Source organism: Mesorhizobium sp. CA16 (assembly GCF_020165175.1).
GTDB lineage: Bacteria > Pseudomonadota > Alphaproteobacteria > Rhizobiales > Rhizobiaceae > Mesorhizobium.
The window spans coordinates 1-15,884 of sequence record NZ_JAIUHP010000034.1; the positions used below are offsets into that span (position 1 = coordinate 1).

16 protein-coding genes are annotated in these 15,884 nt (G+C 64.7%); 8 read left to right on the forward strand and 8 right to left on the reverse strand.

Annotated elements, in window-relative coordinates:
* Positions 1-173 precede the first annotated feature (173 nt).
* Positions 174-1,277, forward strand: coding sequence for a 3-isopropylmalate dehydrogenase (gene leuB, locus LB525_RS27725; RefSeq protein WP_224549583.1), 1,104 nt, complete (start codon positions 174-176; stop codon positions 1,275-1,277).
* A gap of 344 nt (positions 1,278-1,621) precedes the next feature.
* On the opposite strand, the gene LB525_RS27730 is transcribed toward leuB, so the two are convergent.
* Positions 1,622-3,508 carry a DEAD/DEAH box helicase gene (locus tag LB525_RS27730; RefSeq protein ID WP_224549584.1) on the reverse strand — a complete coding sequence of 629 codons (1,887 nt, stop codon included), beginning with the start codon at positions 3,506-3,508 and terminating at the stop codon, positions 1,622-1,624.
* 587 nt (positions 3,509-4,095) lie between these two features.
* Here LB525_RS27730 and LB525_RS27735 point away from each other — a divergent pair.
* Both LB525_RS27735 and LB525_RS27740 read left to right on the forward strand, forming a co-directional pair.
* On the forward strand, positions 4,096-5,130 hold the full coding sequence (locus LB525_RS27735; protein ID WP_140845968.1) for an aspartate-semialdehyde dehydrogenase: 1,035 nt from the start codon (positions 4,096-4,098) through the stop codon (positions 5,128-5,130).
* 384 nt (positions 5,131-5,514) lie between these two features.
* A complete protein-coding gene (locus LB525_RS27740) occupies positions 5,515-5,973 on the forward strand; it encodes a GNAT family N-acetyltransferase (RefSeq protein ID WP_224549586.1) in 459 nt (152 codons plus the stop codon).
* Here the strand turns inward: LB525_RS27740 and LB525_RS27745 are convergent.
* Positions 5,963-6,382, reverse strand: a complete 420-nt coding sequence (locus LB525_RS27745) for an ACT domain-containing protein (protein ID WP_224549588.1) — start codon at positions 6,380-6,382, stop codon at positions 5,963-5,965. The genes LB525_RS27740 and LB525_RS27745 overlap by 11 nt on opposite strands.
* A 139-nt stretch (positions 6,383-6,521) precedes the next feature.
* Here LB525_RS27745 and LB525_RS27750 point away from each other — a divergent pair, with 139 nt between their 5' ends.
* The 3 genes from LB525_RS27750 (at position 6,522) to LB525_RS27760 (ending at position 7,884) form a co-directional block, all read left to right on the forward strand.
* Positions 6,522-6,932, forward strand: coding sequence for a DoxX family protein (locus tag LB525_RS27750; protein WP_224549590.1), 411 nt, complete (start codon positions 6,522-6,524; stop codon positions 6,930-6,932).
* A 13-nt stretch (positions 6,933-6,945) separates the two neighbouring features.
* Positions 6,946-7,473: an SRPBCC family protein gene (locus tag LB525_RS27755; protein WP_224549592.1), complete on the forward strand. Its 528-nt coding sequence runs from the start codon at positions 6,946-6,948 to the stop codon at positions 7,471-7,473.
* Between the two features lie 147 nt (positions 7,474-7,620).
* Positions 7,621-7,884, forward strand: coding sequence for a YMGG-like glycine zipper-containing protein (locus LB525_RS27760; RefSeq protein WP_095770014.1), 264 nt, complete (start codon positions 7,621-7,623; stop codon positions 7,882-7,884).
* Between the two features lie 76 nt (positions 7,885-7,960).
* Here LB525_RS27760 and rpsP read toward each other — a convergent pair whose 3' ends face one another.
* The 5 genes from rpsP to LB525_RS27785 form a co-directional block, all read right to left on the reverse strand.
* Entirely contained in the window at positions 7,961-8,362 is a 402-nt protein-coding gene (gene rpsP, locus LB525_RS27765; protein ID WP_140845973.1) for a 30S ribosomal protein S16, read from the reverse strand.
* A gap of 50 nt (positions 8,363-8,412) precedes the next feature.
* On the reverse strand, positions 8,413-8,739 hold the full coding sequence (locus LB525_RS27770; protein ID WP_095770012.1) for a chorismate mutase: 327 nt from the start codon (positions 8,737-8,739) through the stop codon (positions 8,413-8,415).
* A gap of 7 nt (positions 8,740-8,746) precedes the next feature.
* Positions 8,747-10,327: a signal recognition particle protein gene (ffh, locus tag LB525_RS27775; protein WP_224549595.1), complete on the reverse strand. Its 1,581-nt coding sequence runs from the start codon at positions 10,325-10,327 to the stop codon at positions 8,747-8,749.
* A 340-nt stretch (positions 10,328-10,667) separates the two neighbouring features.
* Positions 10,668-11,618, reverse strand: a complete 951-nt coding sequence (locus tag LB525_RS27780; protein ID WP_224549597.1) for a CPBP family intramembrane glutamic endopeptidase — start codon at positions 11,616-11,618, stop codon at positions 10,668-10,670.
* Positions 11,619-12,104: 486 nt separating this feature from the next.
* A complete protein-coding gene (locus LB525_RS27785; protein ID WP_224532669.1) occupies positions 12,105-12,710 on the reverse strand; it encodes a DUF1236 domain-containing protein in 606 nt (201 codons plus the stop codon).
* A gap of 352 nt (positions 12,711-13,062) precedes the next feature.
* On the opposite strand from LB525_RS27785, the gene LB525_RS27790 reads away from it, so the two are divergent.
* Complete coding sequence (locus LB525_RS27790; protein WP_224549599.1) at positions 13,063-13,866, forward strand: lytic transglycosylase domain-containing protein; 804 nt, start codon at positions 13,063-13,065, stop codon at positions 13,864-13,866.
* 259 nt (positions 13,867-14,125) lie between these two features.
* Entirely contained in the window at positions 14,126-14,413 is a 288-nt protein-coding gene (locus tag LB525_RS27795; RefSeq protein ID WP_224549602.1) for a GIY-YIG nuclease family protein, read from the forward strand.
* 164 nt (positions 14,414-14,577) lie between these two features.
* Here LB525_RS27795 and LB525_RS27800 read toward each other — a convergent pair whose 3' ends face one another.
* Positions 14,578-15,798, reverse strand: a complete 1,221-nt coding sequence (locus LB525_RS27800; RefSeq protein WP_140845979.1) for an argininosuccinate synthase — start codon at positions 15,796-15,798, stop codon at positions 14,578-14,580.
* Positions 15,799-15,884 lie beyond the last annotated feature (86 nt).

Sequence of the window (15,884 nt, forward strand, 5' to 3'; positions counted from 1 at the left end):
GAGACGGAGAGGGGCGCGCCCTACGACGGCCCCCTCTCCGTCCGCTTCGCGGACACCTCTCCCCCACCTCCGGCGGGGGCGAGGAACCGAGCTTCGAGACATCCTCTTGCGCCCGGCCCGCTTGGCGTTTAGCAAGGCCGCGGTTTCTCCAAATACTATTGGGACGGTTCTCCATGGCTTCGAAAAATCTCTTCCTGCTCGCCGGCGACGGTATCGGCCCCGAGGCGATGGCCGAGGTGAAGAAGCTGATCAAGGCCATGAACGACAAGCTCGGCAGCGGTTTCGCCACCGATGAGGGCCTGGTCGGCGGCTGCGCCTACGACGCGCATGGCGCGGCGATCTCCGACGCCGACATGGCGAAGGCGATGGCGGCGGATGCCGTGCTGTTCGGCGCCGTGGGCGGGCCTAAATGGGATGCCGTGCCTTACGAGGTGCGCCCCGAGGCTGGGCTCTTGCGCCTGCGCAAGGACATGGAGCTGTTCGCCAATCTCAGGCCCGCGATATGCTATCCGGCCCTGGCCGCTTCCTCCTCGCTCAAGCAGGAGGTGGTCGAGGGCCTCGACATCTTGATCGTGCGCGAGCTCACCGGCGGCGTCTATTTCGGCGAGCCAAAGCAGATCATCGATCTCGGCAACGGCCAGAAGCGCGGCATCGACACCCAGGTCTACGACACGTTCGAGATCGAGCGCATCTCGGGCGTCGCCTTCGAGCTCGCGCGGACGCGTCGGAACCACGTCACCTCGATGGAAAAGCGCAACGTCATGAAGTCGGGCGTCTTGTGGAACGAGGTAGTCTCGCAGACCCACAAGGCGCGCTATTCCGACGTCAAGCTCGACCATATGCTGGCCGATGCCGGCGGCATGCAGCTGGTGCGCTGGCCAAAACAGTTCGACGTCATCGTCACCGACAATCTGTTCGGCGACATGCTCTCCGACATCGCCGCCATGCTCACCGGCTCGATCGGCATGTTGCCGTCGGCCTCGCTCGGCGCGCCGGATGCCAAGACCAAGAAGCGCAAGGCGCTCTACGAGCCGGTGCACGGCTCGGCGCCCGACATCGCCGGCAAGGGCATCGCAAACCCGATCGCCATGATCGCCTCCTTCGCCATGTGCCTGCGCTATTCCTTCGGCATGGTGGCCGAGGCCGACAGACTGGAAGCGGCCATCGCCGCCGTGCTGGACGACGGCCTGCGCACCAAGGACATTCTTTCCCCGGGCATGAAGGAAGTCGGCACCACCGAGATGGGCGACGCCATCATCGCCAAGTTCCTGGGATGATCGTATGACCGTCGACATTCGCTGGGCTAGGGTCGACATTGCGCACCCCACGCGTTCGTCATTCTATGGCGGAGCAAGGAGCGAAGCGACGCAGCGCAGACCATAGAATCCATTCCGTGACCTGTGAGCGTCGCAGCGGTTCAGAACGGCTCCCTGTTCTGCGTCGTCCCTATTCTTCGCGCGAGGTCACGGCATGGATCCTCGGGTCTGCGCGTCCGCTTCGCTCCCGCTCCGCCCGTGGATGACGAAGTTCGGACGCTCGGCCAATCTCGAAGGTTGCGATTTGCCACCGAAAGAGAACGCCGGCGCTCGCTGCGGGTCGGCTTCTAACTTTCGTCGCGACCCTAGGCTGGTCGCTTCTTCGGCTTCTTGCGCTTTGCCGGCTGGTCGGATTTCGGCCCATCGAACTTTGGCTTGTCGAATTTCGCCTTGCCGGGTTTCTTCGCCCAGGTGTCCAGCGCCGCAGCACGCTGTCGTTCGCCCGGCGCCCGCTTCTCGAATCCGGGCGCGCCCTGGTCGAAAGACCGCTTGCCGCGGTGCGGCTTTTTCTCCGGCCTCTGTGGCTGGTAGCCGGCGCGCGACAGGTCCGGCGTGCCGTCGATCCGCCTGACCGCGATGCTGCCTTGCAGCTTGCGGTCGGGGCCGATCGCGGCGACGAACCGGTCGGCCCAGTCTGCGACGATCTGCACGAAGGTTTCCTCCGGCTGCATCTTGATGGCGCCGATCTCGCGCTTGGACATGCCGGCGGTGCGGCACAGCATCGGGATCAGCCAGCGCGGCTCGGCATTCTGCCGGCGGCCGACCGAGAGCGAGAACCAGACGCTGTCGCCGAAATCGTCGCGGCGGCCCGATGTTTCTTCCCCGCGGCCGGATGTCTCTTCCCGGCGCGCGAACTTCTCCTTTGACGGCGCGAAGGGCGCGACATCGATCAGGTCCTCGGGCGCCGACCTGCTTGCCCGGCAAAGCCGCACGAAGGCGGCGGCCACCAGTTCGGCGCCGTGCCGTTCCAGGAGCGCCGCGGCGAAGTCGCGCTCCTCGTCCTTCACCGGCTCGCCGAAGGAAGGATCGGCCAGGATGCGCTCGTCGTCGCGCCGCAGCACCTCGTCGGCTGAGGGAGGGCTCGCCCAGGCCGCGGTCAGGCCGGCATTGGCGAGCAGCCGCTCGGTGCGCCGGCGCGCATTGCCCGGCACGATCAGCGCGCTGACGCCCTTACGGCCGGCGCGTCCGGTGCGGCCGCTGCGATGCAGCAGCGTCTCCGGATTGCTCGGCAGGTCGGCGTGGATGACGAGATCGAGATTGGGCAGGTCGATGCCGCGCGCGGCGACGTCCGTGGCGATGCAGACCTTGGCGCGGCCGTCGCGCATTGCCTGCAGGGCGTGGCTGCGCTCGTTCTGGCTGAGCTCGCCGGAGAGCGCCACCACCGCAAAATTGCGGTTGTTGAAACGCGCTGTGAGATGGTTGACGGCGGCGCGGGTGTTGCAGAACACCATCGCATTGCCCGCCTCGTAATAGCGCAGCACGTTGATGATGGCGTTCTCGCGATCGGCGGGCGCGACCGAAAGCGCCCGGTACTCGATATCGAGATGCTGCTTTTCCCCGCCGCCGGCCGAGATGCGCACGGCGTCGCGCTGGTAACTCTTCGCCAGCGTGGCGATGGAGCGCGGCACGGTGGCGGAAAACATCAGCGTGCGGCGCCCGGCGGGCGCGGCGTCGAGGATGAATTCCAGGTCCTCGCGGAAGCCGAGATCGAGCATCTCGTCGGCCTCGTCGAGCACCACCGCTTTCAGCGCCGACATGTCGAGCGCGCCGCGCGTGATGTGGTCGCGCAGCCGGCCCGGCGTGCCGACGATGATGTGAGCGCCGCGCTCCAGCGCGCGCCGCTCGGTGCGCATGTCCATGCCGCCGACGCAGGAGGCGATCTCAGCGCCGGTCAGCTCGTAAAGCCATTCCAGCTCGCGCCGCACCTGCAGCGCCAGCTCGCGCGTCGGCGCCACGACCAGGCCCAACGGCGCTCCGGCGTCGCCGAAGCGCTCGGCGCCACTGAGCAGGGTCGGCGCCACGGCAAGACCGAAGGCGACGGTCTTGCCGGAGCCGGTCTGCGCCGACACCAGCGCGTCGGCCTCGCCGAGCTCAGGCCCAAGCACCGCCTTCTGCACCGGCGTCAGCGCCGAATAACCGCGCTTTTCCAGCGCCTGAGCCAGCGCAGGAACAATCGTTTCGAAACTGGACATTTTCTTCTTTCGGAATTCGGGGTTCTGCGCTCGCCATTGGAGCACAAGGCCGGCACTGCGTCAGCCAAACGAAATTTGGGCCGTTCGTACTTGCTACAGCCGCCGTTGTACAGAGCAGACGGCACCGCCTTTCCCTTCTCCCCTTGTGGGAGAAGGTGGCCGCGAAGCGGCCGGATGAAGGGTGTTCCAGGGAAAGCCAACGCCTCACTCTGCTGGAACACCCCTCATCCGTCTCGGCGCTACGCGCCGATCCACCTTCTCCCACAAGGGGAGAAGGAGAGGCGCTACGCCAATTGACTCTTCTGCCAAACTGCGTAAAAGCCCGCGTCGAACGGGATGGTTTTCCGATGCGCGGCCTTTCGATGGCTCTTCTTGCATTCGACTCCCCCAGCCACAATGTAACGCATTGGGCTGGGGGCTTAGACGCGTCCGTCCGTTCCAGCAAAACTACGGCCAAAACCACCACCAAAACGGTGTGATTCCCTTGGCCTAACCACCCTCTCCCGGGTACGGCCCGGGGGGCGAAACCCGCATGAGGCCGGCGGGTTTTCTCCAATAACCAAGCGGAGAGGGACAGGAGATACCAGATGAGTTTCAAGGTTGCGGTAGTCGGCGCCACGGGCAATGTGGGCCGCGAAATGCTCAACATTCTGGACGAGCGCGGCTTCCCGGTGAGCGAGGTGGTGGCGCTGGCGTCGCGGCGCAGCCAGGGCACCGAAGTGTCCTTCGGCGACCGCACGCTGAAGGTCAAGGCGCTTGATCAATACGATTTTTCCGACACCGACATCTGCGTGATGTCGGCGGGCGGCAACGTGTCGAAGGAATGGTCGCCGAAGATCGGCAAGCAGGGCTGCGTCGTCATCGATAATTCGTCGGCCTTCCGCTACGATCAGGACGTGCCGCTGATCGTGCCGGAAGTGAACCCGGACGCGATTTCGCTGTTCACGCGCAAGAACATCATCGCCAATCCGAACTGCTCTACGGCGCAGCTGGTCGTGGCGCTGAAGCCGCTGCATGACGTCGCCACCATCAAGCGCGTCGTCGTCGCCACCTACCAGTCGGTGTCGGGCGCCGGCAAGGAAGGCATGGACGAGCTGTTCACACAGACCCGCGCCGTGTTCGTCGCCGACCAGGTCGACGTCAAGAAGTTCACCAAGCGCATCGCCTTCAACGTCATCCCGCATATCGACGTCTTCCTCGACGACGGCTTCACCAAGGAAGAGTGGAAGATGGTGGCCGAGACCAAGAAGATGCTCGACCCCAAGATCAAGCTGACGGCGACCTGCGTGCGCGTGCCGGTGTTCATCGGCCATTCGGAAGCGGTCAACATCGAGTTCGAGAAGCCGATCACGGCGGATGAGGCGCGCGAGATCCTGCGCGAGGCGCCCGGATGCCAGGTGCTGGATAAGCGCGAGAACGGCGGCTATATCACGCCGCTGGAATCGGCCGGCGAGGACGCCACCTTCGTCTCGCGCATCCGCGAGGATTCGACCGTCGACAACGGCCTGTCGATGTGGGTGGTCTCCGACAATCTGCGCAAGGGTGCGGCGTTGAACGCCGTCCAGATCGCGGAGCTCCTGGTCGAGCGCGGCCTGATCCAGCCAAAGAAGAAGGCGGCCTGACGGCAGTTTGTTTTCGCTCACGGGCCGCACCGCCGCTGCCGCGGCTGGCCCTGCGCGGGCGCGCCGGACGACCGGCGGCCTGCGGTCGCAGGCTCGGCCTTCGGGCGTTTGTTTTCGCTCACGGGCCGTATCGCCGCTGCCGCGGCTGGCCCTGCGCGGGCGCGCCGGACGACCGGCGGCCCGCAGTCGCGGGCTCGGCCTTCGGCCGTGGCGGTTCTTCCTTCTCCCCTTGTGGGAGAAGGTGTCGCCGAAGGCGACGGATGAGGGGTGTTCCAGGGAACGCTGACGTCTCACTCCGCTGGAACACCCCTCATCCGTCTCGGCGCTGTCGCGCCGATCCACCTTCTCCCACAAGGGGAGAAGGGGGAACCGCGCTAGGCCCTCATGATCGGTCCAGAGCCCTCAGATATCCTCCTGCGTCCGGCCTTCGCTTCCGACGCCCCCGCCATCGCGCAGCTGATGCGCGCGTCGCTCGATGCATTCGACTGGATGCCGGTGTTGCACACGCCGGAGGAGGACCTGTTCTTCATCCGCGATATCCTGCTGCCCAAGCAGCAAGTGACGGTCGCCGAGACCGCCGAATGCATCGTCGGCTTCATCGCCGCCAAGGGCGAATGGGTCGAGCAGCTCTATCTTGATCCGGCCTGGACTGGACAAGGCATCGGCAGCCGGCTGCTTGCTCAAGCCACCGCCGGCATACCTGTGGTCAAGCTTCATTGCTTCCAGGCCAATACCGGCGCGCGCCGCTTCTACGAACGCCACGGTTTTCGCGCCGAGGCCCTCGGCGACGGCTCGGCCAATGAGGAAGGCTTGCCGGATATTCTTTATGTCCTCAGGCGCTGAGCTCAGGCCCATTTTCGGCCGCCAGGCCGCGCAATATCGCCAGCGCTTCCTCCGCCCGCTCCGCCGGCACGAACAGATGGTCGTGATAGAAGGCCGACACCGGATTGACCCCCATGCCTGCCGCCGCGAGCCGCGTGGTGATGGCGGCGAGGAAGCCGACGGCTTCCAGCGAGGAGTGGATGTCGAGCGTGATCATCCGGCTGCGGAACGTGCCGGCAAGGCCGGCTGCTTTCGCTGCGTCTTCCGCGACGATCAGGGTCAAACCTTCGTGCTCGCGGAATTGCATGACGGGATCGAGCCCATCCGGTATGGCCGCGTCCGGCGCCAGCGTAGCGAAGACGTAGGTTCCGGCGAGCAGTTGCGGCGTCATCGAAGCCAACAGCCTGCCCAGGTCGGTCTCGCCGGTCATCGTGCCACCTTCCGTTCCACGCACTGAACCACGCTTTTGAAAAAAGCGCACCCGACCCGTAGGATCGCCGCGCGTTTCTCCGTCCTTGGTTCGAAGCTGGCAGAAAAACCAGCCCTTGAATCAACAGGAGGGAACATCCGTGAGCATTTCCGAAGCCGCGCCTGTCTCGAACGGCGCCTTGTGGACCGGGCGCGTGCTTAGCGCCGCCGTCATCCTGTTCATGATTTTCGACGGCGTCATCAAGCTGCCGCCGCTGGATGTTGTCACCCGGACGATGGCCGACCTCGGCTGGCCGGCCGACGCCAATGCCGCGCGCCTGATCGGGGTCATCGGGCTGATCTCGACCGCGCTCTACGCCTTGCCGCGCACCTCGATGCTCGGCGCCGTCCTGCTCACCGCCTATATGGGCGGCGCGATTTCGACCCATGTGCGGATCGGCAACCCGCTTTTCTCGCACACCTTGTTCGGCGTCTATCTCGGCATCATCCTGTGGGGCGGGCTCTATCTGCGCGACCAAAGGGTGCGCGCGCTGATCCCGTTCTCGCGATAGAGGAGCAAAAGAAATGTTTGCCACCATCCTCATCATCCTGGTCGTCATCGTCGCCGCGGTGCTGATCTATGCCGCGACCCGGCCGAACGATTTCGTCGTCACGCGTTCGGCCAGCATCAAGGCGCCGGCCGAGACGATCTTCCCGCTGATCAACGATTTCCGGCGCTGGCCCGAATGGTCGCCCTTCGAAAAACTCGACCCCGGCATGAGGCGCACGCTGTCCGGCGCCGAAAGCGGCAAGGGCGCGGCCTATGCCTGGGAAGGCAACTCCAAGGCCGGCAAGGGCCGCATGGAGATCACGAATTCGGTGCCGTCATTGCTGGTGTCGCTCAAGCTCGACTTCGAAAAGCCGTTCAGGGCCAACAACAGTGTCGACTTCACGCTTTCGCCGTCCGGCGAGGGCACGACCGTCACCTGGGCAATGCGCGGGGCAAGGCCCTTCATCGCCAAGCTGATGGGCCTGTTCATGAATTTCGACACGCTGATCGGCAAGGATTTCGAGGCCGGGCTCGGCAATCTGAAGCGCCTTACGGAGCGCTGAAAACCATGAAGTTTCAACGAGTTGGCGTTCAGTGCTGCAAATCCGGCCGGGGCCTAGCCGGCCAATCTTCATCATTGCCGGGATCAATTTAGCTGTTTGTGAGTTTAGGGCATGGCGGCGAGGACGGCGCTTGAGAGAGGAACAGCAATGAAGAAAGCAATTACCATCCTGGTGCTGACGGTGGCCCTTGGCGCCTGCTCGCAAACGGAAAAGGGTGCTGCGATCGGTGGCCTGGGCGGTGCGGCGGTCGGTGCCGCAGTGGCGGGCGACCCTGTGCAGGGCGCGGTCGTGGGCGGCGCGGTCGGCGCAGTGGCCGGCGCGCTGATCGGCCATGCCAGCGAAGCCGGCCAGTGCCGCTATCGCGACCGTTACGGGCGTGTCTATGTGGCGCGCTGCCCGTCCGGCTATTGAGGAATCGGACCGAAATCGAACAAAGAAAAACGGCGGGCCGATACCCGCCGTTTTCATAAGCGACGAAGAACCGTGATTACTCGGCGCTGGCCGCCTCAGCCTCGGCCGGTGCGGCGCTCGCCGCGGCAGCTGCCGCAGCGGCGTCTTCCTGGGCCTTCTTCAGCAAGGCAGCGCGTTCCTGTGCCTTCTTGCCGGGCAGAGCCTTGTTCGGGTTCGAGCGGGCCTCGCGCTTGGCAATACCGGCCTCGTCGAGGAAGCGCAGCACGCGGTCGGTCGGCTGGGCGCCATGCGACAGCCAGTGCTTGACGCGGTCGGCGTCGACCTTGACGCGCTCGCCGTCCTTCGGCAGCAGCGGGTTCCACGAGCCGAGCGACTCGATGAAACGGCCGTCGCGCGGCGAACGGGCGTCGGCGACGACGACGTGGTAGTAAGGACGCTTCTTCGAGCCCGCACGGGCCAGTCTGATCTTCAGTGCCATTTCTTTGTCTCCTAAAAGCTCTGATTTCGTTGATGAGTTTTCGGCTGGGTTCAGCCGGTTTTCGTCACGCCGTTGGCAGCGGCGATCTGTTCGTGGTGCCGGATCACTTCGCGGACGACGAAGTTGAGGAATTTCTCCGCGAAATCCGGGTCGAGATGCGCATCCTTCGCCAGCTGGCGAAGACGGGCGATCTGCTGCTGCTCGCGCGCGGGGTCGGCGGGCGGCAGGCCATGCTCGGCCTTCAGAACGCCGACCGCCTTGGTGCAGCGGAAGCGTTCGGCCAGCATATGGATGAGGGCGGCGTCGATATTGTCGATCGAAGCGCGGTAGCCGGCCAGGATGGCGCGTGCATCGGCCATGTCTTTCTCCTCGTTCATCGCCCCTTCACTTCTTCTTGCCCAAACCGGGCAGCCCGCCGCTGCCCAGGCCGGGGAGACCCGGAAGCTTCATACCGCCGGGCAGGCCCGGCAGCCCGCCGCCACCGGGAAGCCTGCCGGGGAGGCCCTTGCCGAGGCCGGCGGCCTGCGCCTGCTTCTGCAGGGCTTCGAGCTGCTTGGGATCCATCTTGGAAAGATCGGGCATGCCGCCGCCGGGCATCACGCCGCCCAGGCCCATTTTCGAGGCGAGGCCGCCCATCATGCCGCGCATGAGGCCGCCGCCTTTGCCCTTGCCGCCCATCGCTTTCATCATATCGGCCATGCCGCGATGCATCTTCAAGAGCTTGTTGATCTCGGCCGCGTCGGTGCCGGAGCCGGCGGCGATGCGCTTCTTGCGCGAGTGCTTGAGGATATCGGGGTTGGCGCGCTCGGCCTTGGTCATCGAGGAGATGATGGCGAGCTGGCGGCCGAACATCTTGTCGTCGAGGCCGGCGGCGGCCAGCTGGTCCTTCATCTTGCCCATGCCGGGCATCATGCCCATGATGCCGCCCATGCCGCCCATCTTCGACATCTGCTGAAGCTGCTGGGCGAGATCGTTCAGGTCGAACTTGCCCGACTGCATCTTTTTCGCCATCGCCGCCGCCTGCTCGGCGTCGATGGTTTCGGCGGCCTTCTCGACGAGCGAGACAATGTCGCCCATGCCGAGGATGCGGTCGGCGATGCGCTTGGGGTGGAATTCCTCCAGCCCGTCCATCTTTTCGCCGGTGCCGATGAGCTTGATCGGCTTGCCGGTGACGGCGCGCATCGACAGCGCCGCGCCGCCGCGGCCGTCGCCGTCCATGCGGGTCAGCACCAGGCCGGTGATGCCGACGCGCTCGTCGAAGCTTTTCGCCAGATTGACGGCGTCCTGGCCGGTCAGCGAGTCGGCGACCAGCAGGATCTCGTGCGGGCTCGACACCTTCTTGATGTCGGCCATCTCGACCATCAGCGGCTCGTCGATATGGGTGCGGCCGGCGGTGTCGAGGATGACGACGTCATGGCCGCCGAGCCGGGCGGCCTGCACAGCGCGCTTGGCGATATCGACCGGGCTCTGGCCGGCGATGATCGGCAGCGTCGCGACCTTGGTCTGCTCGCCGAGCTGGCGCAGCTGCTCCTGCGCGGCGGGACGCCGCGTGTCGAGCGAGGCCATCAGAACCTTCTTGTTCTGCCGCTCGGACAGCCGCTTGGCGATCTTGGCCGAGGTCGTCGTCTTGCCGGAACCCTGCAGGCCGACCATCATGACGACCACGGGCGCCGGCGCGTTGAGGTCGACGGCTACGCCCTCGGCGCCGAGCATCTCGACCAGCTCGTCATGGACGATCTTGACGACCATCTGTCCGGGCTTGATCGACTTCAGCACGGCGGCGCCGACCGCCTTCTCGCGCACCTTGTCGGTGAAGGAGCGAACCACTTCCAGCGCGACGTCGGCCTCGAGCAGCGCACGGCGCACCTCGCGCAAAGCCGCCGAGACATCCGCCTCGGAGAGCGCGCCGCGGCCGGTCAGGCCGTTCAGGATGGAGCCAAGACGCTCCTGGAGGGATTCAAACATCTGCGGTCCTTGATCTCGGTGGGGTTCGACCGAGAGGTAGTGCGTTCGCGCCGGGTCGCCAAGCAAAAGCGCAAAGCCAAAAAGCACCCGGGGGCGCATCGCGCTGCCGGGTGTTGGCCTCCAGGATCTCTTTACAGCACCCGCCTCAAAGAGGCTTCGGCGTCCTAGTCGGCTTTCGCGAAAGAAAACTCGTCGCGGAATTCAGCGGCTCTAGACAGGAAATCGGCCGCGGAGTCAAGGCTAATGCATGTCGCGCTAAAGTGCGCAGCGGTTTTGCGGCAACGACATGTGCAAGAAACTATGCAGGAATCTGGGCCCAAACGCCGCGATTGACGGCAGCTTAGCCCAAGCTTTGCCGGGTCGCCCCGACTCGCAGCGGCGAGCGCCGGTGCAAAAGCAGCAGCATCGTCAGAAGCGTGCTGACGACGCCGATCGCGGCGATGAGAACGGCGTCCAGATTGGTCCAGCCGGGGCCTTCGAGAGGCTTGGCATTGAGCAGCGCGAAGGAATTGTAGGCCTCCTGGTGCGAGATCAGCAGGAAGCCGGTCAGGTTGTTGCCGAGATGGGCGCCGAAGCCGGCGCCGAGATTGCCGGTGACATAGACCAGGAGTGTGAGCAGCAGGGCGAATGTGCCGATCGAGATGAAGACACTGGCATTGATGGCCAGCGTCGAGGCCGTATTCCAGTGCAGCGACGTGAACAGCAGGCCCGGCAGCACCGCCCAGACCAGAGGACTCCTGAAGCGACGAGCGAGGGCGCGCAGCAGATAGCCGCGAAACAGCATTTCCTCCGACGAGGTCTGCAGGAAGGCGAGCAGCGCGATCGGCGCCAGGAAAAGCAGCCAGGACGACAGGGTGATCGGTCCGCGCGCGATCTCCGGCTGCAGCCAATAGAGCAGCACCTCGGAGAACAGCGAGGTGATCAGCACCGCGACCAGGCCCTTGAAAAAATCGCCGCCAGCGATGCGGCGGGTAACGCCAAAGAGAGCCGACAGCGGCTCGCCGTGCACCAATCGCATCGCCACCCACAGGCCGATCCAGATGCCGGCAAAGGAGCTCAGCGCGCTGAGGATGCCGACGGGCGATGCCAGGAAGTCCTGCATGTACTGCCCGGTCGAGGGGCCGGGCAGGCGCCAGACGATGTAGACATAGGTGCCGGCAAACAGCACGACGGCCGTCGCCGCCATCCAGAAGGCAATGACGATTGCCGTGCCGAAGAACAGCCGCAGCAAAGTGGTCTTTTCGTTCGGCGAGCGGCGATAGCGCTCGAAGGCGGCATTTTCGATCGTCACGCGGCTCCCCTGCCGAAGCTTTCGGCTGTATTGTGTAGGAGGTCGGTGGTTACCGCGCGATTACCTTGCTTTAGCCGGGACTGACTGGATCGCGTTGAGGGCACGAACATCAAATTCGTACCACGGAACACTAACGCGCGATCACGACGGTAGGAGATTAGCTGGAACGCCCATCTCGTCGTCATCCACGGGCGGAGCAAGGAGCGAAGCGACGCGGCGCAGACCCGAGAATCCATTCCGTAAGGCCAAGGCGTTGCAACGGTGCAGAATTCTGCTCCGCTGCGCCCTTCGATCAAGGTCACGGAATGGATCCTCGGGTCTACGCGTCCGCTTCGCTTCCGCTCCGCCCATGGATGACGAAGTTCGGACGCTTCGGCCAATCCCAAACGTGTGCATTGAACGCAGGCAAGCCGGCTGAGCCGTCAGCACGGAAAAGAAACGGCCGCCATCGCCGGCGGCCGCTTTTCTGGCGACGATCAAGCCCGATCAGCGCATCACATAGACGATGCGCCGCGTGCCGGGGTCGACCAGCGCCGGCTGGTTGTTCACATAGACATAGCGATACCGGTAATCGGGAATCTCGCGCAGCTCGACCGTGTCGGGCAGCGTGGCTCCGGTCACCACCTCGCCCTCGAGATAGACCGGATCGACCCGATGCGTAGTGACATAGGTGCCGACCTCGGCCGGCGGTCTGCCGATCGACTCGATGGCGTCGTCGCCGGGAACGATGGCGCCGGTGTAGCTGTCCGTGGTATAGATGTTATCGGTCGGCGGCGACACGACGGCGATGCCGGCATTGGCCGGCCGGCGTGTCAGCACGACGCGGCTGCCGCCGAAATCGCCCGTCACATAGTCGGAATAGACCCAGCCATTGCCGCCCGCTTCGGCGATCGTGCACCATTTGCTGTTCTCGATGCAGCCGGTGAGCGTTGCCGACTGGCCGGCGGCCAGCACGCCAATCACGGGATATTGCGGGCCGGGGCCGGCGCGCACATTGAGATCGGCCACCGCCGAGACGGCAGTGTCGGCCAAGGCCGCGCCCGACATGGCGAACAGCGCGCCGGCAAGCGCCGGAAACAGTACGCGTTTCATGGTTTCACTCCGTTTTTCCACGCTCCCTCGCGGTCGGAAACGAAACCAAAGCTTATGCGTTCCGGCTAAAGCGCCTTTCGGCCGCTCACGAATTGTTCCATGATCTCTCGGGTTTCCGGTCAAAAGGGCGTGAGCTCTTTAGCCGTGGCACGTCCCGCCGGACCGGCGCCAATGATCACGACATCAACGTCTTTCATGAGGCAGGCCCGCCACACCTGATGGCCGATCGCAGGCTATTGCCCTTCTTTCGCCAGCGTCGGGTGTCACGTCCCCCCGCGAGGACGGTGACAACCGGGCGTTTCGCTGGCAAATTCGCAGCCGGGACGTGATTCAAGGCAACCAGGAGAAGGACATGGCATTTTTTGCCAAAAGAAGAATTTTCGCGGCCGCCGCGGCGGTGGTGGCGATGCTGGGGCTGGCGACAGGCGCCGAAGCCGCGGCCAGCTGCGGCAAGAACGGCGCCGGATTCGAGGCCTGGAAGCAGGACTTTGCCGCCGAGGCCAAGGCCAACGGCGTCGGCCAAAGGGGGCTTTCGGCGCTGGAGGGGGCGACCTACGCGACAAGGACGATTTCGGCCGATCGCGCCATCCACAAGGCTTTCAGCGGCTCGGTGGAGGCTTTCATGAAACGCCGCGGGGCGTCCGCGATCATCTCGAGAGGCCGCGCGCTGAAGAAGGCCAACGCGGCGATGTTCGCCGATATCGAGCGGACCTATGGCGTGCCGCCGGGCGTGCTGCTCGCCATCTGGGGCATGGAAACCGGCTTCGGCGCCTCGATGGGCAACCAGAACACGGTGTCGGCCATCCTGACGCTCGCCTATGACTGCCGCCGCCCGGACTATTTCACCCCGCACGCCATCGCGGCGCTGAAGCTGGTCGATCGCGGCGCGCTGAGCGCCTCCTCGGTCGGCGCCATGCATGGCGAGATCGGCCACACCCAGTTCCTGCCCGGAAACGTGCTGAAATATGGCGTCGGCAGCGGCAACCTGCGCGACCGCAACACGGCGCTGGCTTCCACCGCCAACTATCTCAAGGCGCATGGCTGGCAGGCCGGCGCGAGCTACGAGGCCAATATGGGCGCGATCGCGGGCTGGAACTCGGCAAGCGTCTACCAGCAAGCCATCGCCCGCATCGCCGAAGCGATTGACGCGGACTGATTGAGGTCGTCATTCCACGGAAAAGCTCGGTCAAGCGCCGGGCTTTTTTGTTTGTGGAGATTGGCGAAAGCCGGGAAAGTGGGGATCACTTCCCTCGGGGCGCCTTGGGACCTCGCGGAGCGACCTGTGCTTCGTCATTCTAGGGCGGAGCAAGGAGCGGAGCGACGCGCGCAGACCCTAGAATCCATGCCATGGCATTGGCCGTAGAATGCTGCGGTCCAGAATAGGCGCCGATGGCTGCGCCAGCTAGGATCGCCAGATGACCGGCTATGTCTACATGACTGCTAGCCAGAAAGGGGGCACGATCTATATCGGTGTCACCAACGACCTTGCTCGCCGGATGCCTGAGCATAAGTCCGGCCAAGGTTCCAGCTTCGCCAGCCGTTACGGTGTGCAGCGTTTGGTCTGGTACGAGGAGTATTTCGACATCGCCGACGCGATCCAGCGTGAGACGTCATTGAAGCGCTGGCCACAGCGATGGAAGAATGAACCGATCGAGAAGAGCAATCCGGAATGGTTCGAACTGTTTCGTGGAATTGGCTGGTGAACGTTCTTCACCGTGGCGGCTCTCGACCGTCACGGCATGGATTCTAGGGTCTGCGCGCGTCGCTTCGCTCCTTGCTCCGCCCTAGAATGACGAAGGACAGATTGACGGGACAACACGCTCCTCTGCCCCACAGGACATCTCACCCGTAGGGGAGATCCGCAATTTCAGCGACGGTTCCTTGCCGCCAGTGTCCGGAGCCGCAATCCGTTCAACCGGATGAAGCCCTCGGCGTCCTTCTGGTCGTAGGCGCCGCGGTCGTCCTCGAAGGTGACCAGCGCATCCGAGTAGAGCGTCTTCTTCGACTTGCGGCCGGTGACGATGACATTGCCCTTGTAAAGCTTCAGCCGCACCGTGCCTTCGACGTCTTCCTGGCTCTTGTCGATCATCGCCTGCAGCATCACGCGCTCGGGCGAGAACCAGAAGCCGTTATAGATGAGCTCGGCGTAGCGCGGCATGAACTCGTCCTTGAGGTGCGCGGCGCCGCGGTCGAGCGTGATCGATTCGATCGCGCGGTGGGCGGCGATCAGGATGGTGCCGCCGGGCGTCTCGTAGACGCCGCGCGACTTCATGCCGACGAAGCGGTTCTCGACCAGGTCGAGGCGGCCGATGCCGTTGTCGCGGCCGAGGTCGTTGAGCGCCGCCAGCATGGTGGCCGGCGACAGCTTCTTGCCGTTGAGCGCGATAGGATCGCCCTTGAGGAACTCGATCTCGATCTCGGTGACGACATCGGGCGCATCCATCGGCGAGACGGTGCGCTGATGGACGAATTCCGGCGGCTCGCTCCAGGGATCCTCCAGCACCTTGCCTTCGGAGGAGGAGTGCAGGAGGTTGGCGTCGACCGAGAAGGGCGCGTCGCCGCGCTTGTCCTTCGGCACCGGGATTTGATGCTGCTCGGCGAAGTTGAGAAGGTCGGTGCGCGACTTGAACGACCAGTCGCGCCACGGCGCGATGACCTTGATGTCGGGGTTCAGAGCATAGGCCGAAAGCTCGAAGCGGACCTGGTCGTTGCCCTTGCCGGTGGCGCCATGGGCAATGGCGTCGGCGCCGGTTTCCTTGGCGATCTCGACCAGATGCTTGGAGATCAGCGGCCGGGCGATCGAGGTGCCGAGCAGGTAGGTGCCTTCATAGACGGCGTTGGCGCGGAACATCGGGAAGACGAAGTCGGCGACGAATTCCTCGCGCACGTCGACGATGCGGATGTCCTTGATGCCCATCATCTCGGCCTTGCGGCGCGCCGGCTCGAGCTCACCACCCTGGCCGAGATCGGCGGTGAAGGTGACGACTTCGGCGCCGAGCTCGGTCTGCAGCCATTTCAGGATGATGGAGGTGTCGAGGCCGCCGGAATAGGCGAGCACGACTTTCTTGACGTTCTTGGTCTTGGACATTTTTGGCGGTTCCGCGGGAAAATAGCTTCGCGGGCGAGGTATCACGGCCTTTCCGGGCGGCGCAAGAGACGAAGGTGAGCAGGAGA

Excerpts from the sequence above, each read along its gene's own strand:
- leuB (WP_224549583.1), top strand. The coding sequence starts at position 174 with ATGGCTTCGAAAAATCTCTTCCTGCTCGCCGGCGACGGTATCGGCCCC.
- LB525_RS27730 (WP_224549584.1), bottom strand. The coding sequence starts at position 3,508 with ATGTCCAGTTTCGAAACGATTGTTCCTGCGCTGGCTCAGGCGCTGGAA.
- LB525_RS27735 (WP_140845968.1), top strand. The coding sequence starts at position 4,096 with ATGAGTTTCAAGGTTGCGGTAGTCGGCGCCACGGGCAATGTGGGCCGC.
- LB525_RS27740 (WP_224549586.1), top strand. The coding sequence starts at position 5,515 with ATGATCGGTCCAGAGCCCTCAGATATCCTCCTGCGTCCGGCCTTCGCT.
- LB525_RS27745 (WP_224549588.1), bottom strand. The coding sequence starts at position 6,382 with ATGACCGGCGAGACCGACCTGGGCAGGCTGTTGGCTTCGATGACGCCG.
- LB525_RS27755 (WP_224549592.1), top strand. The coding sequence starts at position 6,946 with ATGTTTGCCACCATCCTCATCATCCTGGTCGTCATCGTCGCCGCGGTG.
- LB525_RS27760 (WP_095770014.1), top strand. The coding sequence starts at position 7,621 with ATGAAGAAAGCAATTACCATCCTGGTGCTGACGGTGGCCCTTGGCGCC.
- rpsP (WP_140845973.1), bottom strand. The coding sequence starts at position 8,362 with ATGGCACTGAAGATCAGACTGGCCCGTGCGGGCTCGAAGAAGCGTCCT.
- LB525_RS27770 (WP_095770012.1), bottom strand. The coding sequence starts at position 8,739 with ATGAACGAGGAGAAAGACATGGCCGATGCACGCGCCATCCTGGCCGGC.
- ffh (WP_224549595.1), bottom strand. The coding sequence starts at position 10,327 with ATGTTTGAATCCCTCCAGGAGCGTCTTGGCTCCATCCTGAACGGCCTG.
- LB525_RS27785 (WP_224532669.1), bottom strand. The coding sequence starts at position 12,710 with ATGAAACGCGTACTGTTTCCGGCGCTTGCCGGCGCGCTGTTCGCCATG.
- LB525_RS27790 (WP_224549599.1), top strand. The coding sequence starts at position 13,063 with ATGGCATTTTTTGCCAAAAGAAGAATTTTCGCGGCCGCCGCGGCGGTG.
- LB525_RS27795 (WP_224549602.1), top strand. The coding sequence starts at position 14,126 with ATGACCGGCTATGTCTACATGACTGCTAGCCAGAAAGGGGGCACGATC.
- LB525_RS27800 (WP_140845979.1), bottom strand. The coding sequence starts at position 15,798 with ATGTCCAAGACCAAGAACGTCAAGAAAGTCGTGCTCGCCTATTCCGGC.